We start from the raw sequence: 25,056 nt of genomic DNA on the forward strand, positions 1-25,056 counted from the left end.
CATTCCTGAGTCCGAACAGGTAAAAAAAGCTTGCATTCAGGAATGCAAGCTTTTTTGTGTTATCTAGTGTGCGATCGATTAACCCCAATCAGCAAGGTTCGTAGTGCGGACTGAAGTCCGCAAAATACTGCGGACTGAAGTCCGCACTACGAACTGATCGCGCGTGCGGTTAATCTGGAGAGGATATCATGCGATCGTTGCTGAGAGCTGCTGGGCCAGTTGCATTAGTTTTGCGAAGTGGTGCCAGCCGCCAATCTCAAATCCTCTTACCTTTGTCGATTTTTGATATAGCTCTTAATTTTTGTGGTTGGTTCAGTCAGCCACGGCTCCCATCTTTTGTATTTTACCTTGAGCCTCGACATCAAATCAGAATTAGTTTTAATTCGGCTCAGTTCGTCCTTAAACGGTGTTTGAGATAACATCTCCAGCCATAATTCATTAGGTTGCGGGCTTTCCCAAGGTTTCGGACTAGAGATAAAGTGCATCACTCTCGTGGACATATCATCTGTATCGGGATTGTTCCATATCTGCTCTAATCGCTTCCACCTTCCCGCTAACACAGAATTTGATGTACCCTGATCGCAATCGCACCAAAGGTTAATCCGAGCGTTATCGATCATTTTTTCTGAGAGATTTTCTTGCTCCCAAAGCTTGAGATTAAAAACTAAAAGACCAGCATTAAAATAAGGCTTTTTATCGGCCGGATTGTTGGGATTTCCCCAGACATTGAGCGCTGCGGCCACCGGCATTCCTTCAAAGTCTAGGTTCCACAGCGGATCTAAACTCCCCAGAACAATCATGTCACTGTCAAGCCAAATCAGCCTATCTTTGGCTTTTGTGTATTTCTCCGGTTCCAATCTCGCGTAAGTCAGCTTAGAACCCGACAGGGAAAGCAATCCCCCGTAATTCGGCTTAACTTCTTCCCATTCAATCTCATATTTGCAGCAATCTTGCAACAGTTTTCTTTGCTGTGTATTTATACCTGTCGATACCACCGTAATGCTAACGGGCAAGTTTGGATCTTCAGTGATATTGAGTTCTATGGACTTCAGCAGCGCTGCTATCCCCAAAATGTAATTTTGATCGCCAATAATGGATATGTTCATTCCACTGATGGGTTGAAGTGTATATAAAATAACCATATCATAATTTTTGGGGAAGTCAAACCCGATCGCCAATTCCCCGAAAATTTGCGGCAACAGAGTTTCTGACTCACCCAAAAACTCCACAATCTCACCGCTGTACTTGATGCTGCACGCTGCCTAAAAGTTCTTATAAGACAAGGATTTTCATGCTTGTGTTCGTTAACTTAATCGCGTCGTAACGCCGATCGGTTTGGCAGCAGCCGACAGCAACCAATAGCCGACTGAGGCTGGAAATCCCAGTCTCTCAAACACGTGTATATTTTGTAACGCCTGTTATGGAGAAACGACGATCGACAGCCGCGCTACTTGTTGTTGGGATAAGCTGTTTTGCGTTGAGATTGCAGACTGGGAACTCTGCTACAACCAACGTTCCACAAGACTTTCATTGATTATTGAGTCACTATTTCAATCTAGGACAACAACTATTACTAAGTCGGAGTTGGGACGATGCTGTTGGTTGGCTTAGCCTTGGTAAGGGCGGGCTGCGCTAGCGGACGATCGCTCCGCAGCAATCAATTCCTGTGACAGAATATAATCTGCTGGTTTTTAGTGTTTTCCGGAAAAACCCAAAAACTCAGCCGCCGCGAACCGCAAGCGAGATCGCGACGGCGACAGAGAGTGTTAAAATTCTGCAACAAGTTCCGCGTCATCTCCCCTTATCCCCCCTCCCCCGCTCTCCAACCGATTAGATGAGAGAATACGCCGAGTAACAGGTAAAATGTAAAATCGTTCCAAAAGCTTAAAATCAAAAATCTAAAATACACATATGCCTAGAACTCAAGTGCGAATATTCCGTGCACCTGCTACTAGACTGCGGCCATACCAATTTTAGATTTAAGATTTTAAATTATCGTACAACAACTCTCCCATCTGCTATGCCTAGAACTCCCAGCGAATATTCCGTGCACCTGCTGCTAGACGGCGGCCACCGCGAAGAAATCCGTTTTGCAACGCTGCAAGATTTTCAACTGTGGTACAGCAAAACTCTGGTTCCCAAACAAGATTCGTCAGAATTTCTCAATGTCCCGATCAAAAATATTCAAGGCGAATACATGGTAGTTCGGCCTGCAAGCGTTCTAGGCATTCGAGTAGAACCGATATTTAGTTCTAGCATCGAACGATATGATGAATGATCGATCGAGAAAATTATCAATTGAATAGGAAAGATTGTAAATTGAGTAAGAGTTTTCGTTATCAGCTATTGGCGATCGCCTGTTGTGTTTTGGCGATCGCCTTTTCAGTACCCGCGATCGCAATTCCGGCGCTGCAACCTATTAGTATAAGTCAATTGCAGGCGAGTGAGTTGGAGTCGATCGCCTTTGATGCTCAAATCTGGGGCGAAAATGGCAAACCGGGGGATAAGCAATTGCTGTTAAAGTCGATCGACCACAGCCTCGGTTATCTTAACTCCCAGGCGGCGGCGAGTGCTTACAGTCGCTATCGGGTCGCAGGTATTACCCGCGATCGAGTTCGGCGATCGCTCGATCGATTCCGCGAATTAGTTGTCAGTTCTACAACTCCAGCACAACTCCAGGAATCTGTCAAGCGGGAGTTTGTGTTTTATAAGTCGATCGGCAAAGACAACAAAGGAACAGTTGCATTTACCGGTTATTTCGAGCCGACTTACCAGGCATCTCGCACGCCTAATTCCGAATACCGTTACCCCCTGTACAGAGTGCCACCAAACCTGGGTTCTTGGCCGAAACCTCACCCAACCAGATTGGAATTGGAAGGTGCGGATGCTTTGCAAGGAAACAAAGGATTGCTGCGGGGATTAGAATTAGTCTGGTTGCGCGATCGCTTCCAAGCATTTCTCGTCCACGTCCAAGGTTCCGCGAAGTTACAACTAACAGACGGTGGCGTCATGACAGTAGGTTTCGCGGGGAAAACCAGTCAGAGTTATACAGGTGTCGGGCGAGAATTAGTTAAGGACGGCAAGTTTAGTTTAGACCAGCTAACATTGCCCAAACTAAACGAATATTTTAGCAATTTTCCAGCAGAGATGGACAAGTATTTGCCGAAAAATCAAAGCTTTGTCTTCTTCCGAGATACCAACGGATCGCCTGCTACCGGCAGCATTGGAGTGCCTGTAACTGCCGAAAGGTCGATCGCCACCGACAAAGGTTTAATGCCCCCCGGCGCGCTAGCATTAATTAGCACAAAACTGCCCTATCCCAATGCAGCAGGGAAACTCGAACAAAGTGCAGTGAATCGGTTTGTACTGGATCAAGATACTGGTGGTGCAATTAAAGGCGCGGGGAGAGTTGACGTATTTATGGGGACTGGTGACTTGGCGGGCGATCGGGCGGGTTATATCAACTCTACTGGAGAACTGTATTATCCGCTATTAAAGTAGGATCTTCACGCAGGGCCAGAAACCGGGTTTTTACGACAATTATTCGCCACCATCGACAAATTAAGAAAAAACCCGGTTTCTTCGATACTCACCCAGGGCCAGAAACCGGGTTTTTACGACAATTATTCACTACCATCGACAAATTAGGAAAAAACCCGGTTTCTTCGATACTCACGCAGGGCCAGAAACCGGGTTTTTACGAAAATTATTCACTACCATCGATAAATATACAAAAAAACCCGGTTTCTTCGATACTCACGAGTGGCCAGAAACCGGGTTTTTACGAGAATTATTCGCCACCATCGACAAATTAGGAAAAAACCCGGTTTCTTCGATACTCACGAGTGGCCAGAAACCGGGTTTTTACGAGAATTATTCGCCACCATCGACAAATTAGGAAAAAACCCGGTTTCTTCGATACTCACGAGTGGCCAGAAACCGGGTTTTTACGAGAATTATTCGCCACCATCGACAAATTAGGAAAAAACCCGGTTTCTTCGATACTCACGAGTGGCCAGAAACCGGGTTTTTACGAGAATTATTCGCCACCATCGACAAATTAGGAAAAAACCCGGTTTCTTCGATACTCACGAGTGGCCAGAAACCGGGTTTTTACCAAAAATATTCGCTACCATCGACAAATTAGGAAAAAACCCGGTTTCTTCGATACTCACGCATGGCCAGAAACCGGGTTTTTACCAAAAATATTCGCTACCATCGACAAATTAGGAAAAAACCCGGTTTCTTCGATACTCACGCATGGCCAGAAACCGGGTTTTTACGACAATTATTTGCGATAACCGACAAATTAGGAAAAAACCCGGTTTCTTCGAGCTTCACGCGTGGCCAGAAACCTGGTTTTTACGACAATTATTCGCCACCATCGACAAATTAGGAAAAAACCCGGTTTCTTCGATACTCACGCAGGGCCAGAAACCTGGTTTTTACGAAAATTATTCACTACCATCGATAAATATACAAAAAAACCCGGTTTCTTCGATACTCACGAGTGGCCAGAAACCGGGTTTTTACGAGAATTATTCGCCACCATCGACAAATTAGGAAAAAACCCGGTTTCTTCGATACTCACGCATGGCCAGAAACCGGGTTTTTACGACAATTATTTGCGATAACCGACAAATTAGGAAAAAACCCGGTTTCTTCGAGCTTCACGCGTGGCCAGAAACCGGGTTTTTACGACAATTATTTGCGATAACCGACAAATCCACAAAAAAACCCGGTTTCTTCGATACTCACCCATGGCCAGCAAAACATACTAAAATACAAACAACCCCACCCAACCCCACAAATGCTAAACAAAATTTGGCAATTCCTCAAACGACTAATCCAGCGCCTATTGGGAACCACACCGCCACCACCGCCACCACCTGCACCCCGCCCCACCCTCACAGACGCCGAATACGAGTCGAAATTCATGGAAATCCTCGAAGGAGTGAATACCGACTGGAGTCGAGGCGATGTAGCGGGATTCTTAATCGCAAAACGCCTGAAAGATGGTGAATTGGCGGCTTGGTTGCGACGGTTTGGGAATGGATTATTTGAGGGCGAATATGATGACACCGCCCCTACAGATGCGGTGGCTTCGCTTCAGGAATTGGCGCGCCGGATGGGATTGTTGGGGAGAATTGGTAGCGGGGAATTGTCGCAGGTGGCGGGGAATATTGGGCTGGAGATTTTGACGCGATTTCCGTTGCCGGTGGTTGAGGATGATGGTGGGTATGGGAATTTGATTGAGGCGGTGTTTGTTGGGAATGGTTTGGGTGTTTCTGGGGATGGGAATCGTGGAGGTGGAGAGGGTGAATCGGATGTAGATGCTGAGGCTGAAGCTTGGTTCGATCGAGGGAATGAGCACTATATGAGAGGAGATGTTTTAGGTGCGATCGCCTCCTTCGACAAGGCCTTAGAATTCAAACCAGATGACGACACAGGCTGGAATCTTCAGGGCTGTTTACTTAATCTTTTAGGCAGATGGGAAGAAGCGATCGCCTCCTTCGACAAAGCCTTAGAATTCAAACCAGATTTACACGAAGCCTGGCACAATCGGGGCAGTGCACTGCGTAATTTAGGCAGATTGGAAGAAGCGATCGCCTCCTACGACAAAGCCTTAGAATTCAAATCAGATGACCACGAAGCCTGGTACAATCGGGGCAGGGCACTGTATAAATTAGGCAGGTTGGAAGATGCGATCGCCTCCTACGACAAAGCCTTAGAATTCAAACCAGATTTACACGCAGCCTCGAACAATCGGGGTCTTGCACTGCGTAATTTAGGCAGGTTGGAAGATGCGATCGCCTCCTACGACAAAGCCTTAGAATTCAAACCAGATTTACACGCAGCCTGGTACAATCGGGGCGTTGCACTGGGTAATTTAGGCAGATCGGAAGATGCGATCACCTCCTTCGACAAAGCCTTAGAATTCAAACCAGATAACCACGAAGCCTGGAGCAATCGGGGCGGTGCACTGGGTAATTTAGGCAGATGGGAAGATGTGATCGCCTCCTACGACAAAGCCTTAGAATTCAAACCAGATTACCACGCAGCCTGGAACAATCGGGGCAATGCACTGAATAAATTAGGCAGATGGGAAGATGCGATCGACTCCTACGACAAAGCCATTACTATTAAACAGGACTTATGGAGATCTTGGAGCGGTAGAGCTCAGGCTGCTGGCAAAGTAGAAACCGAAAATAACCGATCTCCCTTCATCTCTGCCATAGCAATCCAAAATCCTGCCTTAAATCACCGCGGCTATCAAGGAGCATTGACAAGTTACCAAGAAGGGTTAAAGTATGTTGACAAAAACAAAGAACCTGAAGGATGGGGTCAATTGCATCGGGAAATTGGCAGAGTTCACTATAGCCGATGGCAAAGCAATCCCCGCCTCTTTCCCAACTTGTTATCCCAAGCCATCAACAGTTACTATCTCGCCCTCGAAACTCTAAGTAAAGATGCCTTTCTCGCACTACATCTAGAAGTTTTACAAGAATTAATCAAAGCATTGCTACGTGCACACAAAACTGAGAAAGCCGATAAATTACGGCGAGATGCCACCGATTTAGTGCATCGCTTGCTGCAACAGCAAAACTATTCCCAACTCAGCAAACAACAACTCACCGACAAATTAGTTAGGTTTCACCAATTAACAGTAAATATTTTCATGCAGTCTGGGGAAATAGTCAAAGCATTAGACACCGCAGAATTAGATAAAAACGTCTGCTTGTCTTGGCTGCTGGATTCCTTACCAATTCCCGCTTACCAAGAACCCATAGCCGAGACAGCCACCCACGCCCAAATTCAGCAACTTCTCAATCCCACCACCTGCGCGATTTTCTGGCATCTCAGCGATGCAGCCTTGACAACATTCATCATCAACTCCGATGGGTTGCTGTCGCCAGAAAACTGTCTTAGCGCTTTCCCCGAAAAATTAGAAGCATGGGTGAAAGATTGGAATCAACAATATGCCGATCATCAAGATAAATCTAAGGATGAAGCCAATCAACAAGAACATCCTTGGCGCTTGGAAATGCCAAATAAATTTGCCCAACTCCAGGAAATCTTGCAGATTCCCCTCATCGAAGAGCAATTAAAATCAAACGGCATTACCAACTTAATTCTGATTCCTCACCGCGACTTGCACCGCTTCCCGATTCATGCCTTGTTTAGCGATGAATTTGTGATTACTTATTTGCCTAGCGCTAAAGTTGGGCTAAAATTGAAACATCGATTGACCAACCAAACCGGGGCAACCACGGGGGGATTGCCCCTACAATTCTGGGAAACCCATTCACTCCTCAGCATAGAAAATCCCGACAGTACCTACAGCGAAAACGGCGAAGAAATCAGGTTTCCTCTCCTACCCGCCGCCGAAATAGAATCAGAAAGGATTTGCCAAATATTTCCCAACTCCACCCGACTGAAAAACAACAGCATCACTTTCGAGGAAGTCAAAAAATTATTGCAACAGCAACACAGTATTTTTAACTTCACAGGGCACGGCAGCTATGAATTTACCAATCCTCTCGAATCTACTTTATATTTAAGTAAACTAGAACGATTGACAGTCGCAGAAATCATCCACCTCAACCTCAGCAACTACGAACTTATCTGCCTTTCTGCTTGCGAAACAGCGGTGACAGCCAACCAAAATATCACCTCAGAATATGTAGGATTAGTCAGCGGTTTTATGCGTGCGGGCGCAGCTTGCGTCATCAGTACATTGTGGCCCGTACAATCTGCCGCGAGTGCCTTATTTACGATTTACTTTTACCAACAATGGCAAGAAACAGGCCTCTCGAAACCCGAAGCCCTAGCCGCGACTCAAAAATGGCTGCGAGATGCCACCCGCGAAGATTTAGCCGCTTGGTATCAAGGGGAAATTGACAAACTTCCGAAAGATAATGTGAAACTGCACCGAGATTTCAGCAGCAATTTGCGACGGTTAGCTACAATAGAATTAAATCAACCTTATCAGCATCCCTACTACTGGGCTGCTTTCACCCTCACCGGATTATGACAGACACAGATGCCGAAATCGCTAAAGCTTTTATTGCCGCACTAATGCTGCAAACAGAACCCTTGTCTGTTGAAGTGCAATCAGCATTAAATACAATTGGTCAAACTTTCGAGATTGAACAACTCCATAACATTGCTGAGGATAACGCATCTCTACGAAGCTTTTACCAAAAAGCTACGGATTGGCAAAACTCTCACAGCAGCATACGCAACAAAGGAAAAGGGGTTCGCCCGAATTCTGCACCGGAAAAGCAAAATACGATGAATACGGAACTTGATAATACTTCTAGCAGTATATCGAATTTGCAAAGTTTGCCTGATATTATCGAACAAATCGAGCAAAAGGTTTCGTCTAATCAACTAACAGAATTGATTGGTAAGATTTTCTCGGCTAGCGATTCCAGACAAGCGGCTCAAAGTTTTGTATTACCTTTATTGTAGTATTTGTAGGGTGTGTCGCCCTCAACAATTCCAAACAAAAAGCAACAATCTCCATAGCGACGCACCTCAAACAATATTTGTAGGGTGTGTCGCCCTCAACAATCCCAAACAAAAAGCAACAATCTCCATAGCGACGCACCTCAAACAATATTTGTAGGGTGTGTCGCCCTCAACAATCCCCAACAAAAAGCAACAATCTCTATAGCGACGCACCTGTGCTATTGTCAACTTTTACAAACAAACCGAACAATGATGTTGTATCAAATTTTTTGTATTGATATTATGGTAATTTGGGAGGTGCGTCGCTATTAGATTGTCGATATTTATTTGAGAATTGTTCAAGGCGACACACCCTACGGCTAAAATTTTTGTATTGCGTTTATGCTAATTTGGGAGGTGCGTCGCTATTAGATTGTCGATATTTATTTGAGGATTGTTCAAGGCGACACACCCTACACTCAAAGCTTTGTATTGATATTATGGTAATTTGGGAGGTGCGTCGCTATTAGATTGTCGATATTTATTTGGGATTGTTCAAGGCGACACACCCTACGGCTCAAATTTTTGTATTGATATTATGCTAATTTGGGAGGTGCGTCGCTATTAGATTGTCGATATTTATTTGAGAATTGTTCAAGGCGACACACCCTACGGCTCAAATTTTTGTATTGATATTATGCTAATTTGGGAGGTGCGTCGCTATTAGATTGTCGATATTTAGTTGGGAATTTTTCAAGGCGACACACCCTACGGCTCAAATTTTTGTATTGATATTATGGTAATTTGGGAGGTGCGTCGCTATTAGATTGTCGATATTTATTTGGGATTGTTCAAGGCGACACACCCTACGGCTAAAATTTTTGTATCGCCCCTCATCTAGGCTTTCTAGTCCATGACTCAAGAAAATTTGCTAATTTATCCCACCGTCGATTTATTTCTCTACGATTTAGCCGACGGTTTAGGACAAACTGACAGCGAAGTCAACCAAAATCGCCAACAGTTTTGGCAAAAAGTTTACGGCGAAACGTTGACTCCGCAGTTACTCGAAAAACTGAAGATAGCAGAAACCAATGCTAATTACATAGATTTGCTGGGCGATAAGCAATGTGAAGATTTTAAAGATGCTGTCGATGGTTATTATTATCCGGTAAAGTTGGGCGACACCTACGCCTTGCAAATTGACTCTTCGGGAAACGCACAACCGCCGGAAAAGCAACTTCAACCGCAGGAAATCGGTTGTTTGGAAGCTATCAGGAGAGAAATTTGCGATCGCCGTATTCACAACTCGAATGCTACAATCGGTCAAAGTTGGCTAATCTGGGGACAACTCACCGCTAGTGACCAAGATGCCTTAGCGACTGCTAAAAATTGCTACCAAGAATTCAAGTTATTCGAGAATTGCCAATGGGAAGGAAACTTCCAAAAGACAGGGGAATTTCTAGGCGCTAATTTTTACGAATTGTGGCAACATCCGTCTGACAGAGAGGATATCAGCACAAACCGGCATTTGTTAATTTGCTTATTTCCTCACACCGCCGACGGTTCAATCTCTGCTGCTGCTGAAATTATGACATTGCTTTATCCCGATTTCATTCAACTGTTTAGATTTCGCAATAAAGTGATTTGGGCTTACCAGCAAAGCCGCCAACTAAAATCGGATCTCAAGAAAGCTGCTGTGGCGATTCAAAATATTGTCGATAAACTGCCACAACAGGTAACAGCAGATAATCTTGATCTGAAAGATTTGCAGAAAAATCTGGTTAAAAGCTTGACAATTTTCTCGATTTATGCTAATTATATCAGTAGGTTGGAAGAACAAGAAAATACAATCAAAACCAACTTAAAGAATTATAAGAAACGGCTTAAAAAAATTGCCACTGACCGAGAAAGCAATCCCGATGCTTTGCAAATTGCCACTGACGGAGAAAGCAGTCCCGATGCTTTGCTATTTCTGAAGACTTTTAGCGATTTTGCCAGCGACAAATATGTGGAACAAGTTAAGTCCGATCGCGCTAGCCTCACTGCCGGGTTAAGATTGTTGGAAAATGCCATTGAAACCATCAAGGGAATTATCGAGATAGAGCAGACTAAGAGCGATCGCGCGTTAAATGCTACGATCGCCATTGTCGGTATCGGACTAGCCACCAGCGGAGTCGCAGCCAGCATCATCTCCACCCAAGTCTCAAATCCCCCAACACCCGCCAATAAGATAGCGCCCTATCCCGCATTTTGGTTGAGTATGGCGATCGGCATCTTCCCAGTGGCGATCGGCATGATATTCTTAGCAATTAAGCGCCGCATTAAATTCTAAAGTCGAAATCCCGGACACGGCAGTGCCGTTTCCCTACAGATATCGCCCACCGTAGGGACACGGCAGTGCCGTTTCCAGCCCCGATATCGCCCACCGTAGGGACAAGGCAGTGCCGTTTCCCTACAGATATCGCCCACCGTAGGGACACGGCAGTGCCGTTTCCAGCCCCGATATCGAATCTCAAATCCACAATCTCAAATCGTCATGACACAAGTAATCGGCATCGACTTAGGCGGCACCGCAATCAAACTCGGCAGATTTAGCGCAGACGGGATTTGTCACCAATCCTTAACCGTTCCAACGCCTCAACCCGCTACGCCTGAAGCCGTTTTAGCGACGATGACCGATGCTATTGTACAACTTAACCCAGGGGAAAATGCTGTAGGGGCGATCGGCATTGGCACCCCCGGCCCAGCAGACACAACCGGCCGCATAGCCAGAGTCGCAATCAACCTCAAAGACTGGCATAACGTCCCCCTAGCCGACTGGTTGGAAGCCAAAACTGGACTACCGACAATATTAGCAAATGATGCCAACTGCGCCGGATTGGGAGAAGCTTGGTTAGGTGCAGGAAAAAACTTTAAAAACCTAATTTTACTAACATTAGGAACAGGAGTTGGCGGTGCAATTATCCTAGATGGTAAGCTATTTGCAGGTCATCAAGCCGCAGCCGGAGAATTAGGATTAATTTCTATAAATGCCGATGGCCCAGAGTGTAATAGTGGCAATCATGGTTCTTTAGAACAGTATGTTTGTATAGAAGCAATTCGGCGCGACACTGGTTTAGAACCTCTAGAATTAGCGAATTTAGCAAAGTCTGGAGATGCCAAAGCTTTAGAATATTGGCAAAATTATGGCCGCTATCTCGGCATCGGTTTAGCAAGTCTTATTTATGTTCTAACGCCGGAAGCTATTATTATCGGCGGCGGAATTAGTGCTGCTTCAGAATTTTTCTTGCCAGCAGTCCAAGCCGAAATAGAGCGGCGAGTGCTGCCGAGTTCTCGCGAAAATTTGCAGTTATTAGTTGCTAAATTGGGCAATGAAGCAGGCATGGTAGGCGCAGCAAAATTAGCTTTGCAAGTCGCTAAAATCACTCCAATGACAAATGACCAAAAAGAATGGGTTTAAAGCCTCCTCATTCTAGGGGGAAATAAAACAAAATTCTTGACTGTTTCAATCCTCTTGCTTTTAGCCAGAGGTAGCTGTCAACTGTCAACTGTCAACTGTCAACTGTCAACTGTCAACTGTCAACTGTCAACTGTCAACTATCAACTATCAACTGTCAACTGTCAACTATCAACTGAATGACTTCTTTATGGCAAAGAATGGCCAGTCATAGTTTTAATGTATTCCTGAATTTTTTGATAATCGTCCGAGTTGCCTTCGCGCATGATAATAATATTAGTGGCGCTGTCAGGCAGGCAAAAGCTGATTAGCCGACCGTTCTGCTCGCTAGCAAAAGAGCTAATTCGACTCAGATCGATCGCAAAATCTTTGCGATCGTAATTAACTTTAATCCACGAACCTTTAGAATTGCGCTCGACCGTTTTTTTGATGTATTCTAGAATTTGCTTGTAAGCCTCCTGATTTCCTTGGGGATTCAGGATAATCGGTTGACTGCTATTAGGGAGCCAAAATGTGATACGCTTGTTATCCAGTTCGCTAGAAAAAGCACTAATAGTGTCAAGGTCAATTATGTATGTAGTTTTCTCATAAGTAATTCTACTCCAATAAGCCACAAAAACCCTCCTCAGACCTGCGTTTCATGGTATTTTAGGATAGTTTGACAACTCATACAATTTTAGATTTTAGATTTTAGATTTTAGATTGAGCATGACAGATGACTATGGGGGTTTGGATATTGCTTACAGTTGTATTTTTTTTATTGGTATCACCATTGAAACTACAGCTAAAAAGCTAAGTAATAAAGATCCTCAATTTTTACCTTCTCCCTTCGGGTACTAGCCCCCCCAACCCTGATGCTAGGGCAGGGGTGAGGTGTCACACTCGTTGAGAATTCTGCCCGATATCATGTCCGCTAAGTTGCTCCCGAATCAAATCTAATTTTTGGGTTGGGCGGGTGAGAGTACGATCGACTATCTGCCCTATTTGAATATTGACTGCACTCACCCGCCGCTACAGACTTCTAATATATCAGAACTCCAGGAGCGCACATGATAGGAAATTAGCTGCCGGCAAGTTTCCCTGCCACCAAGTCGCGGGCCTCATTTTCTAACAAATCCTGGTTTCCCCGGACGCTGGCGGCCTGCATAAACCCATGAAACAATGGGTGGGGGGCGCTGGGTCGAGATTGGAATTCCGGGTGAAATTGACTGGCGATAAAAAACGGATGGTTTGGTAATTCGATCATTTCTACCAATCGGCCGTCAGGAGATGTGCCGGAGACTACATAACCTGATTCTAAGAAAAGATTGCGGTAGGCGTTGTTGAATTCGTAGCGGTGGCGGTGCCGCTCGTAAATCACTTCTTTTTGGTAAAGTTGGAAAGCGAGGGTGTCTGGGTTGACTCGACACGGATACAAACCCAGTCGCATGGTACCGCCCAAATCGACTACATCTTGCTGTTCTGGCAATAAGTTAATGACTGGATTTGCTGTATCCGGGTTAAATTCTGCGCTGTTGGCATCATGTAGTTGGGCGGTGTGGCGCGCCCATTCAATCACAGCACATTGCATCCCCAAACACAATCCCAAAAACGGTATTTTATGGTGTTTGGCATATTCAATGGCAGCGATTTTGCCGTCAACTCCCCGAATCCCAAAACCTCCCGGGACAACAATTCCGTTCATCTGTTTGAGATAGTTTTCGATGTTTCCCGATTCTAAATCTTCTGAGTTAATCCAGTGCAAATTTATATCGCAGCCGATCGAGATTGCGCCGTGCCGCAAAGCTTCCACTACAGAAAGATAAGCATCGTTCAAGCGCACGTATTTGCCAACCAAAGCAATATCAATCTTGTGTGTGGGACTGTACAACCGCTTGACTAAGGTTTGCCACTGAGTCAAATCGGGTTGTCGCTGTTCGAGTTGCAGCAAATTGATGGTTTGTTCGGCCAAGCCTTCCTGTTCCATCATCAACGGCACTTCGTAGATACTTTTGGCATCTTGAGCTGTGATGACGCATTCTTCGGGTACGTTGCAGAATTCCGACAATTTTTGTTTGAGGCCCAAAGGTAAAGGCCGATCGCACCTACAGACTAGAATATCTGGTTGAATGCCGATCGACCGCAGTTCCTTAACCGAGTGCTGAGTCGGTTTAGTTTTCATCTCCCCAGCCGACGGAATCCAAGGTATCAGCGTGACGTGCAGATACACCACATTTTGCCGCCCGACAGCCTTGCGAAACTGGCGAATTGCCTCCAAAAACGGCAAAGATTCAATATCTCCCACCGTGCCGCCGATCTCCGTAATTACCACATCAGGATTTGTATTTTTTGCTACCCGAAAAATACGATCTTTAATCTCATTAGTGATGTGCGGAATCACCTGTACTGTACTTCCTTGATACTCGCCGCGGCGTTCCTTATTAATCACGGCTTGATAAATGGAACCCGTCGTGACGCTGTTGAGGCGCGACATGGAAGTATCGGTAAAACGCTCGTAGTGCCCCAAATCCAGGTCAGTTTCCGCACCGTCTTCCGTGACAAAGACTTCTCCGTGCTGAAATGGGCTGAGGGTGCCGGGGTCAACGTTAATATAGGGGTCTAGCTTCAAAATCGAGACAGAGTAGTCTCGGGACTTCAACAGACGGCCGAGGGAAGCAGCGACTATTCCCTTGCCGATACTAGAAACCACGCCCCCGGTCACAAACACAAATTTGCTCATAGTATGTTATCTAAGAGTTTCGACTTTAGATGTTTCAGTTAAGGTAACACTCAAATCTAACGGCTAAGATCGAAAATTGTCCAGCAGTGTTTCACCATTTCTTAAATACGGGTGCGGATACGACGAGTGGGGTATTTGCTCGATCGCCCGATTTGCATGGTTTTTGAGTTCTTCTGGCCAATTTCCCAAGGGTTGATTGTTCCTCAGTTCGCTTTGAGAGTACAGAAACCAATGCTTCTTTTACCTCGATCGAGAATATGTCTGCAAGCGATCGGTCAAATCTGACACACTAGCCAAATCTAAAACAGCCTTCCCTAAATTATCTAATTGCTCGCTCGATAACTGACTGATGCGAGTTCTGATCTCCGGCGACAGCGGGCCGACACGGGATTCTAGCAGCGAGACAATGAATTGCTGAAATTGCTGTTTTCCTTGTTCAATACCTTGTTCAATACCTTGTTCGATACCTTGTTCGATACCTTGTTCGATACCTTGTCTGATACCTTGTTTGATACCTTGTTCGATACCTTGTTCCATCCCTATTCTGGTAGCTTTGGTAATTGCACCGCGCTGGTCTTGAATAAAAATTTCTCGTTTTTCCAAATCTTCCAATTCATCAGGATCTAAATTTGCTTCATTGGCAATTCCAAAAGCTTTGCGGAGCTCGGGTACATTTCCCAACTCTTCCGGGATAGACCTTAAAGTCCGAGCAGTTTTCATGAAATATATCCACTTATCAGTCAGAGTCTCTAATTCTTCTAACGTTTTGTCGAATTTGGGTAACTCAACAAAAACAAATTCTAATTCTTCGGCTAAATAGTCTGCTAAGTTGTTTTTTTCTTTAATGCAGAACCGCGAAACTACTGTTTCCAGATGCTCAAACATTTGAAAATCGGTAATTGTCAATGCAATCACTGGATTTAGCAGGTTATAGTTTTCTCCGGTTTTCAATTGCACCGAATAAGCTCTAGTGGCATTATACAAAATCCGCTTTTCAAAAGATTCTACATTCAACACCTGCATTTCAATGATCACAGTTTTGCTACCACCAATTTTAGCTTTGACATCCAAATAAGTATTCTTTACACCTTTAATTTTTGGAGCCAAATAAGGGTCGAGGATTTCTAAATCTTCGATGATGGGATTTGCTTCGTATAGAATGGCATTTAAGAAGCTAATCAAAATGTCTTTGCTGTCAGCAGAGCCGAAGATTTTCTTAAAGGCAAAGTCTGTTTTGGGATTGATAAAATTCATGGTGTTTTGAATTTATTAGAGGTTGACAAGTCGATCTGAAAATTATTTAAGCTATCTAACTATTATACAATCTTGGGCGTTGGATCGGTTCGCGGTCGATCGCCCGAAACAACCTCACCCCAAGGCGGATGCTTCCGCCCCGACAGAAGTCGCCCAGAGCGATCGTGGTTTTGACAAAATAGACAAAAGTTCCAGCCCTCACAGCCAGCCTGTGGACTCAATCCAAAATCCAAAATCGTTCGACTGAGCGAAGTCGAAGTCTAAAATCTAAAATCCTCTTGTGTCATTTTTCCCAAATAGCTAACTCAGGAACGTTTCGCGAGTGGTAAGGTCATCGTAAATAGAACATCTCAAGTCTCATCAAAAAATAGCTATGAAGTTTGTCTGCGTTCTATCCCCTCAACGGTGGCTTTCTGCTGGTATCGCATTGCTCGCAGCGATCCTCTTCGAGGGCTTCGCTAACGAGTGTGGCGTGTGGCTCGCTCCCAATGGGGCGCGGGCAAACACTCCTGGGCAAAATTATTCGTCTGTGTCGCCGAAAATCCTCGCTAGTAATGATGTTAGTTGCAAGGGCGCGCGATCGCCCGAAACTCGCTGTCGAGTCGGCGGTTTGTTCGTCAACACTCCAAATACAGCCAGAGAACAAGCTTTTGCTCTCAAGCGGACTGAAGTTAAAGCAAAAATTGCTGGGAATATCTCCCGCGTCGAAGTTGTACAGAAGTTTGAAAATCCTTTTCCCGAATCTTTAGAAGCTGTTTATGTATTTCCTCTGCCCGACGAAGCGGCGGTGGACGATATGGAAATTAAAATAGGCGATCGCATTATTAAAGCTGATATCAAACGGCGCGATGAAGCTTTGGAAATATACCAAAAAGCCCGACAACAAGGCCGCACTGCGGGTTTGTTGGAACAAGAACGATCTAATATTTTTACTCAATCTCTCGCTAATATCAAACCGGGAGAAAAAATTGAAGTGACGATTCGCTACACCGAAAGTCTCAAATTTGCCGGTGGCGATTACGAATTTGTGTTTCCCACAGTCGTAGGCCCGCGCTATATTTCGCAAAATACGACTGATGCCGATCGCATTAACCCGCCTGTTTTGTTTCCAGGCACGCGATCGGGTCAGGATATCGCGGTTTCGGTAGAAATAGATGCCGGAGTGGCGATCGGCAATGTCCGCTCTACTTCCCATCAAATTACCACCAACCGCAGCGGCAATCTGGTACAAGTCCAATTAGCCAATTCTGACACAATTCCCAATAAAGATTTAATTTTGCGCTATCGAGTAGCAGGGGAAAATACGCGCGCCACAGTCCTGAGTCAAGCCGACCAACGGGGCGGTCATTTTGCGACTTATTTGATTCCGGCATTAAACTACAAAACTAATCAAATTGTCCCGAAAGATGTCGTGTTTCTGATGGACACTTCCGGTTCTCAACAGGGCGATCCGCTAGTAAAATCTCAGGAGTTGATGCGGCGTTTTATTCAAGGGCTAAATCCCAATGATACTTTTACGATCATGGATTTTGCCAACACTACAAAAGCACTTTCAGCTACTCCTTTAGCCAATACGGCTGCCAACCGACAAAGTGCTATTAATTACATCGACAAGTTGCAGGCTAACGGCGGCACCGAACTGCTCAACGGCATTCAATCTGTGATGAATTTTCCGGCTGCACCAACGGGAAGGCTGCGGAGTATTGTACTGATTACGGACGGTTATATTGGTAATGAAAACGAAGTGCTCGCCCTGGTGCAGCGGAGTCTAAAACCGGGAAATCGACTTTACAGTTTTGGTGTCGGTAGTTCGGTGAATCGGTTTTTGCTCAACCGTTTGGCCCAAGTCGGAAGAGGCACGTCTCAAGTAATCCGTCAAGATGAACCGTCAGCATCCGCGGCAGAAAAGTTTTTCCGCCAAATTAACAGCCCGGTATTGACAAATATTCAAATTAGTTGGGAAGGTATGGGCGAAAAACCTGAGATTTATCCGATCGCACCGCCGGATTTGTTTGCGAGCCAGCCGCTGGTTTTGTTTGGCAAAAAGAGCGATCGAACTAACGGCCAACTTCGCATCCGCGGCACTCAAGCGGGCGGCAAAGCTTACGAGCAGATTTTACCTGTTAATTTTGCTCGCTCCGGCGGGCGCCAGCGGGAGTCAACATCAGTCTCCGCAAATGTTACCGATTTTGGCAATCCGGCGGTAGCTCAACTTTGGGGGCGATCGCGCATTCAAGATTTAATGAATCAAATGTTTGGTGGCGAGACTAAATCTTTGGTGGAATCTGTGACTAATACCGCTCTGACTTATCGCTTACTGACGGAATACACGGCTTTTGTGGCGGTGAGCGAAGAAGTGCGAGTCGAACCTGATGGTGCTCGCCGTCGGGTGCAGGTGCCTGTGGAATTGCCGCAGGGTGTCAGCTATGAGGCTGTTAGTCAGTTCGACGCGATCGAGCAAACCAGAGGCGGCGCTCCTCGCAACTTTGGCGGAATTAACAGCCCGGTTCCGGTGAGCCAAGCCGCTCCTCTCCCGCGGCAAGCCGCTGATAGCCAACGATCGCGCCAGCAGCAAATTGTGGGTAGATTGCAAGTAGTCAGCGCTCCGGGATTGGATGCTGGGGCGATCGCATCTTTGAATCAATACCTGCGATCTGTTAATCTTCCAGCGGCGGTTAGCGGCGAGACGGTGTGGGAGTTATCCGTACAAGACGGCCGCGTACAGAAAGTGGCGATCCTCTTCGAGGGCTTCGCTAACGACAAAACGTCCACGCTGCAACCAACAGACGCCCTTGAGAGTCTCAAAGCAGCCTTAAACTCCTGGAAACCTCCCGCAGGATTCAAAGGCACGCTGAGGCTGAAATTACAGATTAATGTCGATCGTTAAGGAATGACTATCTATGTCACGAAACATTAACTTTTAAGTCAAAAGTGCCGCAACCGGGATCTCTACCCCGGAACAATATAAAATCTTTATTAAGAGATCGCGTTTGAACAAAAACTGATGTTAACAGGAGTTATACGGTTTGAGGCCAAGGCTGAAACAGTCTAATTTTTCTAACAGTAGAATTTCTGAAACGACCTGAAGAGTAAAGATTTCTCGATCGAACCCCCCAATCAGAGAAGGTATCACGCCCTATGGAAGTTAGCGAACTGCTCAACAATTACGAAAAAGGACAAAGAGACTTTGCTGGAGCCGATCTGAGCGGTGCAAACCTCAGCGGAGCAATATTAATCGGGGTCAACCTTTCGCGGGCTAATCTTTCCGGGGCGAACCTCAGCAGAGCATTTCTTACCAAAGCAACGCTCAAAGGCGCACTGATGCAAAGAACAAATCTGAGTTTTGCCAAAATGGGCGAAGCCAAACTCTCAGGCGCAGATTTGACAAAAGCTAATTTGAGCGGAGCTTTTTTGGTAAAAGCCAAATTGCCCAGAGTCAAGTTAAGCGGTGCAACTTTAACCGGCGCCAACCTGCGGAGTGCAGTGTTGTGGAATGCCAATTTGTGCAGCGCCGACTTGCAATTAGTTAACTTGCTGGGGGCCAACCTCACGGGAGCTAATTTTAAATGGGCCAACCTTTACGGTGCAAAGCTCAACAGTGCCAAACTTTTTGGAGCTCAATTAACCGGAGTCAGTCTGCGGCGAGCACAGTTGACAGGAGTGAATCTTTGCGGTGCGGATTTGAGCGGCGTCAACGTCAGCGAAGCTAAATTGATGGGAGCTAATTTGGAAGGCTCGAATTTGGCGGGGGCAAATTTCAGCGCCGCTCAGTTGCGGGGAGTGAAGTTGGCGGGAGCAAACTTAACCGGGGCTAAGTTTAGAGGAAGTTGTTTGAGAGGGGCAAATCTGAATTGGGCAAAGCTGTGTCAAGCAGACTTGATGGCGGCCGATTTGAGCGAGGCGACGTTAATAGGGGCTAATTTAGATAATGCTTTATTGGCGGGGGCTATTTTGCCGGAATCTACAAGGCGCTATTTTTCCTTAGCTGGGGCGTGCAAAGTCAATTCTTGGGAAGTTACGGAACTTAAGAATGGGTAATTGGGAATTGGTAATTGGGCATGGGGCATGGGGCATGGGGCATGGGGCATGGGGCATGGGGCATGGGTAATTGGTAATTGGGAATGGGGCATGGGGCATGGGGCATGGGGCATGGGGAATTGGTAATTGTTGGTTGTACACCAATGGTAAGTAGGGAAACGGCATTGCCGTGTCCGGTGCGGGGCAGGCGTGAATGAAAGATAATTTGTATAAAATTGAGGCTAACTGGTTCCTAAGCTTTAGCCTGGGAAACCATATCACTTTTGCTCTGCCTCCGGATCTGCGCTACCAGCCGATCGCGAAAGTAACGAGTAAAAATTGGTATAACTATAATTATTAAAAGTGGCAGAGATCCGCGCCGGAGACGGCAGTGCCGTTTGCCTACAAGCGATCAATGTTTTGTGTTAAATCAATTCTTTAATCTCAAATATAAGACCGTTATGACAGTTAATTTTGGGGTGGTGTTGGTAACTGCTGCATCGGAGGCGGAGGCGGAAAATCTCGCTAAATATCTAGTTGAACACAAGCTGGCTGCTTGTGTGAGTTTGTCACCAATTCGATCGATTTATACTTGGCAAGGTGAGATTCATGCCGAGTCAGAGTGGCAGTTGGTGATTAAAACTGATTTGGCTAAATTTGAGGCTTTAAAAACAAAAATTCAGGAACTCCATTCCTATGAAGTTCCCGAAATTATTGCTATTCCCATTGTCGCGGGTAGTCAGGCTTATCTGAATTGGATCGGACAATCTTTAGGTTCGCAGTGAGGTTCGTAGTGAGGACTTTAGTCCTTGATTATTTACCTATGAAGACGGACTGAAGTCCTTACTACAAACCAAAACATCCAGGTTCGTAGTGAGGACTTTAGTCCTTGATTATTTACCTGTGAAAACGGACTGAAGTCCTTACTACAAACCAAAACATCCAGGTTCGTAGTGAGGACTTTAGTCCTTGATTATTTACCTGTAAAAACGGACTGAAGTCCGCACTACAAACCAAAACATCCAGGTTCGTAGTGAGGACTTTAGTCCTTGATTATTTACCTGTGAAAACGGACTGAAGTCCTTACTACAAACCAAAACATCCAGGTTCGTAGTGAGGACTTTAGTCCTTGATTATTTACCTATGAAGACGGACTGAAGTCCTTACTACAAACCAAAACATCCAGGTTCGTAGTGAGGACTTTAGTCCTTGATTATTTACCTATGAAGACGGACTGAAGTCCTTACTACAAACCAAAACATCCAGGTTCGTAGTGAGGACTTTAGTCCTTGATTATTTACCTATGAAGACGGACTGAAGTCCGCACTACAAACATCGGAAACCTAGATATTTTGACTGCTAGGGCCGATTACGCCCACTTTGTGGCGAAAACTTAGTTCGCCGCCGAACCACCCTGTAACGCCCAGCAAGGTGGCAACTACGATCGACAAAGCTAAACCTGTAAAGACGATCGGCTCCGCTGGATTTCCTTGTCGCAACAACAGGTTAATCAGAGAAAGTACCAGAGCCGCCACATTCCCGCCCATGTGCAACCAGCCAGCACTGCGATCGCGCACTCTTTTAATTCTGGCAAAATCTAAAAACCCCGTGATACCGGCCAAAATCCCCGCAGCAAAACCTGCACCAATCAGCCAAACCGAAGCTCTCGCCCAAAACGGATCGCTGGTGAGCCAATAACCAATATCTGTGCCGGCGGCTGCGACTAAAAAGGCGATCGGAAAGGTGACGATTACGGGGTGAAGCGGATGGCCTGCAACTGAAACTGTACTGGTAATGCCGGCATCGCGATACTCTCTGTCGTCACTTTCGAGAATCGGCGGAACATTGGGAAAGGGCGTACTATTTCTTTGATTTGTTTCCATGATTTCTAGCGATAATTTTTGTTCAAAACCCGTTTTTATTGGATTGAAGTTAATCCCAAATCCGCTCGCCATTTTCGTCAACGCGGGCCTGCCGAATTACGTCGGAAATTTCCTCGGCGTCTTTGACGTGGTGCAAAGCTTTCTTTTCCCCCTCAGCTTCCTCTACGACAAAATAAGTGGGAACTGTAACTGTATCTCCCGTGATGTCTGGCACGTGGTCAACGGCTAATTGCTGAGCTTTTTCTTCGATGCTTTGCGGTTCATCGGAAATGCGATCGCCCGGATTGGTAGTACGGCTCATATCTTTGCCCGGTTTGTCGATACTCATAAAACCTCTCTGGTGTTTCTAATTTTTTGTTAGCTCTAATTGCTACTATTGAACGAAAAATCTCCGGTTGCGAGCATCTCCCAAGGGGTGGAAGTTTCTGTAAGGGCGATCGCACATCAGCTCTTTCTGTAGGTAGAGGCTTTTTTGAAGGAAGAAGGAAGAAGGAAGAAGGAAGAAGGAAGAAGCCAATAAAAATTTAAAAATTTTGTTTTTGTGCATTGTAGAGGCTTTTCGGGATCGTCCCGATTTGGTAAAAAGTAGGGAAACGGCAATGTGCTGTCCTAATGGCCGCACCTGACACGGCAATGCCGTTTCCCTACTCTTGCGAATTAGTATAAAATCGAAGCATTCCCTTCTCTTTACCTGTGAATTTCCCATGAAAAGTTACGACTGGATTGTTGTCGGTGGCGGGATTACGGGTGCTGCGGTGAGTTACGAACTCGCAAAAAAAGGTTTTGCGGTGCTGCTTTTAGAACGAGATGCCACGATGCAAAACGCGACTCGTTTTAGTTACGGCGGCTTGGCTTATTGGTCGGGTACGACAGATTTAACTCGTGAATTGTGTGCAGAAGGTATCGAACGCCACCGCAATTTATCGGCTCAATTAGATGCTGATACGGAGTTTCGCGAGTTGGATTTGTTGCTGACAATTGATGCAGGTACTGATGCCGAAAAAGTAGCGGCTAATTACGCGCACTTTGCGATACCCCCGCAGCTTTTGAGCGTTGCAGAAGCTGGGGAGTTGGAACCTTTGTTGAACAAAAGTGCGATCGCCGGAGCTCTAACTGTCCGTCACGGTCACTTTTCGCCAACCGCCACAAATCAAGCTTATTGTCAAGGGTTTTTGCGGTTGGGAGGAACTATAGAAATTGCTGAAGTAACTAATTTAATAGCAGAAGGAAATCGGATTTCTGGAGTCAAGACTGTAGGCGAAAGTTATGCCTGCGAAAATGTGGTGATTTGTGCTGGAGGTTGGACTCGCAGTTTGCTAAAAGTGGCGGGTATTTCTGTGGGAGTTTATTTTAGTCGCGCCGAGCTTTTGGAGACTGCACCTGTGGATTTGAAACTCAGGACTTTGGTGATGCCTGCGCTATTAAAACGTTTTGAATTGGAATCTGCATCAAGTAAAATTGAGGTAGATAACCTTTGGGATGAACCGGGTAAAGAGTTGCTACCGCCGATTTTAGATGCTGGTGCAATTGGGTTTAATGATGGCAGTTTGCGGATCGGGCAATTGTCTCGCACTTTGAGCGATTTGAACGAGAAAGTCGATCGCAAAACCAGCGAAACGGCAATTCGCGCAGGTATTGGCAAGGTTTTGCCAGCTTTGGCAAATTTACCCGCAACTTGGCACGATTGTATTGTGGCATTTAGCGCTGATAAGCTGCCCGTAGTGGGGGAAATTGGCGATCGCCCCGGATTGCACGTTTTTTCGGGTTTGAGCAATCCTTTGGCGATCGTACCTGCTTTAGCGGAGCGATTTGCTAATTCGGCGGCGGGACAAAAAGATGGGGCGATTCCCTCCGGGATAGCTTCGCTTCACGAGATTTTGTCTCCCAATAGATTTAGGACTGACAGTTGACAGTTGACAGTTGACAGTTGACAGTTGACAGTTGACAGTTGACAGTTGACAGTTGACAGTTGACAGTTGACAGTTGACAGTTGACAGTTGACAGTTGACAGCTAACAGTTGACAGTTGACAGTTGACAGTTGACAGTTGACAGCTAACAGTTAACAGCTAACAGTTAACAGCTAACAGTTAACAGCTAACAGTTAACAGTTGACAGCTAACAGTTAACAGCTAACAGTTAACAGTTAACAGTTGACCAATGACCAATGACTAATGACTCAAAAAAGGCAGCGCGACAATAAATGTAGTACCTTTGCCGATCGCACTTTCCACACTTATGGTACCGCCGTGCAGGTCAACTATGTGTTTGACAATGCACAGTCCCAAACCCGAACCTTTAATTTTGCCGACATTCGCACCCCGTTCAAACTGCTGAAATAGTTTTGCTTCATATTCCGCTGTCATCCCAATTCCCTCATCTCGAACGCAAAATATTATTTTCTGGTTTTTGCAGCTTAATTCTAAACTAATATTGCCGCCCTGCGGAGAATATTTTATAGCGTTTGAAAGCAAATTAGTCAGGAGGTGGTGCAGCAGTTTTGCATCGAGATTGACGTGCAGCGGCTCGGTTTGGGCGACGAAAGTTACAAGGTGTTTTTCTGTGACGATCGGTTGCAGTTCTTCTAAGATAGATGTGCAGACATCCGTCACGTTAAGCTGACTTAAATTTAAGCAAAGTTTGCCTGATTCTGCTTTACTGAGCATTAAAATATCGTCCAGCAATTCACTCATGTTGCTGACTGCTTTTTTGATGCGAGTGACACTTTTTTTAGTTCCGGCATCGCTATATTCCAGCATTTCAGCCGATAGCTGTATGGTAGTCAAAGGAGTATTTAAATCGTGGTAAGCCATTGAAATAAATCGCGATCTGTTTTCACTTTTCGCTGCTGCGAGTGCAATTATATTTTTCATCCTAAGTGCTTCTTGATGTTTGCTCAGGGCTATCTTGATAGTGGCGTGCAGTTCTCTTTCTTTAAACGGTTTGAGCAGGTAGCCGTAAGAACCTGTCTTTTCAGCTCGCTGCAAAGTTTCGTCGTCAGCATAAGCAGTTGTATAGATAATTGGAATGTCAAATCTTTGATTAATTATTGCTGCGGTTTCTATGCCATCTATCTCACCTTTGATGACTATATCCATTAAGATTAAATCTGGTTTTTGCTCCTCGCTGCGCTGGATAGCATCGGCTCCTGAAGAAACGATGCCGGCGATTCTATATCCCAACTTTTCTAATTTTTGTGACAAATTTTTAGCGATTAATAGTTCGTCTTCGACAATCAAAATATTAATTTTTATTATGTCTGTGAAATTCATAA

At 45.5% G+C, this 25,056-nt stretch carries 20 protein-coding genes; 13 read left to right on the top strand and 7 right to left on the bottom strand.

The window, feature by feature from the left end:
* Positions 1–266 precede the first annotated feature (266 nt).
* Positions 267–1,220 carry a glycosyltransferase gene (locus QZW47_RS20965; protein ID WP_293130786.1) on the bottom strand — a complete coding sequence of 318 codons (954 nt, stop codon included), beginning with the start codon at positions 1,218–1,220 and terminating at the stop codon, positions 267–269.
* A gap of 800 nt (positions 1,221–2,020) precedes the next feature.
* On the opposite strand from QZW47_RS20965, the gene QZW47_RS20970 reads away from it, so the two are divergent.
* The 6 genes from QZW47_RS20970 (at position 2,021) to QZW47_RS20995 (ending at position 11,914) form a co-directional block, all read left to right on the top strand.
* Positions 2,021–2,278 (top strand): hypothetical protein, encoded by a 258-nt coding sequence (locus tag QZW47_RS20970; protein WP_293130789.1) that lies wholly within the window; start codon positions 2,021–2,023, stop codon positions 2,276–2,278.
* Between the two features lie 41 nt (positions 2,279–2,319).
* Positions 2,320–3,501 (top strand): murein transglycosylase A, encoded by a 1,182-nt coding sequence (locus QZW47_RS20975; RefSeq protein ID WP_366930911.1) that lies wholly within the window; start codon positions 2,320–2,322, stop codon positions 3,499–3,501.
* 1,309 nt (positions 3,502–4,810) lie between these two features.
* Positions 4,811–8,035: a tetratricopeptide repeat protein gene (locus QZW47_RS20980; protein WP_293130792.1), complete on the top strand. Its 3,225-nt coding sequence runs from the start codon at positions 4,811–4,813 to the stop codon at positions 8,033–8,035.
* The gene (locus tag QZW47_RS20985) at positions 8,032–8,475 is read left to right on the top strand and encodes a hypothetical protein (RefSeq protein ID WP_293130795.1); all 444 of its coding nucleotides are present in this window, start codon (positions 8,032–8,034) and stop codon (positions 8,473–8,475) included. The genes QZW47_RS20980 and QZW47_RS20985 overlap by 4 nt, the downstream gene beginning before the upstream one ends.
* Positions 8,476–9,367: 892 nt before the next feature.
* Positions 9,368–10,786, top strand: coding sequence for a hypothetical protein (locus QZW47_RS20990; protein WP_293130798.1), 1,419 nt, complete (start codon positions 9,368–9,370; stop codon positions 10,784–10,786).
* Between the two features lie 204 nt (positions 10,787–10,990).
* Positions 10,991–11,914, top strand: coding sequence for an ROK family protein (locus QZW47_RS20995; protein WP_293130801.1), 924 nt, complete (start codon positions 10,991–10,993; stop codon positions 11,912–11,914).
* Between the two features lie 185 nt (positions 11,915–12,099).
* Here QZW47_RS20995 and QZW47_RS21000 read toward each other — a convergent pair whose 3' ends face one another.
* The 3 genes from QZW47_RS21000 to QZW47_RS21010 all read right to left on the bottom strand — a co-directional run bounded on the left by QZW47_RS21000 (position 12,100) and on the right by QZW47_RS21010 (position 15,884).
* Positions 12,100–12,525: a hypothetical protein gene (locus QZW47_RS21000; RefSeq protein WP_293130803.1), complete on the bottom strand. Its 426-nt coding sequence runs from the start codon at positions 12,523–12,525 to the stop codon at positions 12,100–12,102.
* Between the two features lie 446 nt (positions 12,526–12,971).
* Positions 12,972–14,630 carry a CTP synthase gene (locus QZW47_RS21005; RefSeq protein ID WP_293130805.1) on the bottom strand — a complete coding sequence of 553 codons (1,659 nt, stop codon included), beginning with the start codon at positions 14,628–14,630 and terminating at the stop codon, positions 12,972–12,974.
* 240 nt (positions 14,631–14,870) lie between these two features.
* Positions 14,871–15,884: an Rpn family recombination-promoting nuclease/putative transposase gene (locus QZW47_RS21010; RefSeq protein ID WP_293130807.1), complete on the bottom strand. Its 1,014-nt coding sequence runs from the start codon at positions 15,882–15,884 to the stop codon at positions 14,871–14,873.
* Positions 15,885–15,906: 22 nt separating this feature from the next.
* Between QZW47_RS21010 and QZW47_RS21015 the strand changes: the two genes are divergently transcribed.
* From QZW47_RS21015 to cutA, 5 genes are all read left to right on the top strand, one after another.
* Positions 15,907–16,131, top strand: a complete 225-nt coding sequence (locus tag QZW47_RS21015) for a hypothetical protein (protein ID WP_293130809.1) — start codon at positions 15,907–15,909, stop codon at positions 16,129–16,131.
* A gap of 126 nt (positions 16,132–16,257) precedes the next feature.
* The gene (locus QZW47_RS21020; RefSeq protein WP_293130811.1) at positions 16,258–18,771 is read left to right on the top strand and encodes a VIT domain-containing protein; all 2,514 of its coding nucleotides are present in this window, start codon (positions 16,258–16,260) and stop codon (positions 18,769–18,771) included.
* A gap of 251 nt (positions 18,772–19,022) precedes the next feature.
* Positions 19,023–19,922 carry a pentapeptide repeat-containing protein gene (locus QZW47_RS21025; RefSeq protein WP_293130813.1) on the top strand — a complete coding sequence of 300 codons (900 nt, stop codon included), beginning with the start codon at positions 19,023–19,025 and terminating at the stop codon, positions 19,920–19,922.
* Positions 19,923–20,048 carry a hypothetical protein gene (locus tag QZW47_RS21030; protein ID WP_293130815.1) on the top strand — a complete coding sequence of 42 codons (126 nt, stop codon included), beginning with the start codon at positions 19,923–19,925 and terminating at the stop codon, positions 20,046–20,048. It abuts the gene before it with no gap.
* A gap of 314 nt (positions 20,049–20,362) precedes the next feature.
* Entirely contained in the window at positions 20,363–20,686 is a 324-nt protein-coding gene (gene cutA, locus QZW47_RS21035) for a divalent-cation tolerance protein CutA (RefSeq protein WP_293130817.1), read from the top strand.
* Between the two features lie 558 nt (positions 20,687–21,244).
* Here cutA and QZW47_RS21040 read toward each other — a convergent pair.
* Both QZW47_RS21040 and QZW47_RS21045 read right to left on the bottom strand, forming a co-directional pair.
* Positions 21,245–21,784 (bottom strand): DUF2231 domain-containing protein, encoded by a 540-nt coding sequence (locus QZW47_RS21040; RefSeq protein ID WP_293130819.1) that lies wholly within the window; start codon positions 21,782–21,784, stop codon positions 21,245–21,247.
* A gap of 49 nt (positions 21,785–21,833) precedes the next feature.
* Complete coding sequence (locus QZW47_RS21045; protein ID WP_293130821.1) at positions 21,834–22,112, bottom strand: hypothetical protein; 279 nt, start codon at positions 22,110–22,112, stop codon at positions 21,834–21,836.
* A gap of 26 nt (positions 22,113–22,138) precedes the next feature.
* Between QZW47_RS21045 and QZW47_RS21050 the strand changes: the two genes are divergently transcribed.
* Positions 22,139–22,312 (top strand): hypothetical protein, encoded by a 174-nt coding sequence (locus QZW47_RS21050; RefSeq protein WP_293130823.1) that lies wholly within the window; start codon positions 22,139–22,141, stop codon positions 22,310–22,312.
* A 176-nt stretch (positions 22,313–22,488) separates the two neighbouring features.
* Positions 22,489–23,694: an FAD-binding oxidoreductase gene (locus QZW47_RS21055; RefSeq protein ID WP_293130826.1), complete on the top strand. Its 1,206-nt coding sequence runs from the start codon at positions 22,489–22,491 to the stop codon at positions 23,692–23,694.
* A gap of 259 nt (positions 23,695–23,953) precedes the next feature.
* Here the strand turns inward: QZW47_RS21055 and QZW47_RS21060 are convergent, their stop codons facing one another.
* Positions 23,954–25,054 carry an ATP-binding protein gene (locus QZW47_RS21060; RefSeq protein WP_293130829.1) on the bottom strand — a complete coding sequence of 367 codons (1,101 nt, stop codon included), beginning with the start codon at positions 25,052–25,054 and terminating at the stop codon, positions 23,954–23,956.
* Between the last annotated feature and the right edge of the window lie 2 nt (positions 25,055–25,056).

Source organism: Microcoleus sp. bin38.metabat.b11b12b14.051 (genome assembly GCF_013299165.1).
GTDB lineage: Bacteria > Cyanobacteriota > Cyanobacteriia > Cyanobacteriales > Microcoleaceae > Microcoleus.

Coding starts and splice junctions, on each gene's coding strand:
- QZW47_RS20970 (WP_293130789.1), top strand. CDS start 2,021: ATGCCTAGAACTCCCAGCGAATATTCCGTGCACCTGCTGCTAGACGGC.
- QZW47_RS20980 (WP_293130792.1), top strand. CDS start 4,811: ATGCTAAACAAAATTTGGCAATTCCTCAAACGACTAATCCAGCGCCTA.
- QZW47_RS20985 (WP_293130795.1), top strand. CDS start 8,032: ATGACAGACACAGATGCCGAAATCGCTAAAGCTTTTATTGCCGCACTA.
- QZW47_RS20990 (WP_293130798.1), top strand. CDS start 9,368: ATGACTCAAGAAAATTTGCTAATTTATCCCACCGTCGATTTATTTCTC.
- QZW47_RS20995 (WP_293130801.1), top strand. CDS start 10,991: ATGACACAAGTAATCGGCATCGACTTAGGCGGCACCGCAATCAAACTC.
- QZW47_RS21005 (WP_293130805.1), bottom strand. CDS start 14,630: ATGAGCAAATTTGTGTTTGTGACCGGGGGCGTGGTTTCTAGTATCGGC.
- QZW47_RS21010 (WP_293130807.1), bottom strand. CDS start 15,884: ATGAATTTTATCAATCCCAAAACAGACTTTGCCTTTAAGAAAATCTTC.
- QZW47_RS21020 (WP_293130811.1), top strand. CDS start 16,258: ATGAAGTTTGTCTGCGTTCTATCCCCTCAACGGTGGCTTTCTGCTGGT.
- QZW47_RS21025 (WP_293130813.1), top strand. CDS start 19,023: ATGGAAGTTAGCGAACTGCTCAACAATTACGAAAAAGGACAAAGAGAC.
- cutA (WP_293130817.1), top strand. CDS start 20,363: ATGACAGTTAATTTTGGGGTGGTGTTGGTAACTGCTGCATCGGAGGCG.
- QZW47_RS21040 (WP_293130819.1), bottom strand. CDS start 21,784: ATGGAAACAAATCAAAGAAATAGTACGCCCTTTCCCAATGTTCCGCCG.
- QZW47_RS21045 (WP_293130821.1), bottom strand. CDS start 22,112: ATGAGTATCGACAAACCGGGCAAAGATATGAGCCGTACTACCAATCCG.
- QZW47_RS21055 (WP_293130826.1), top strand. CDS start 22,489: ATGAAAAGTTACGACTGGATTGTTGTCGGTGGCGGGATTACGGGTGCT.
- QZW47_RS21060 (WP_293130829.1), bottom strand. CDS start 25,054: ATGAATTTCACAGACATAATAAAAATTAATATTTTGATTGTCGAAGAC.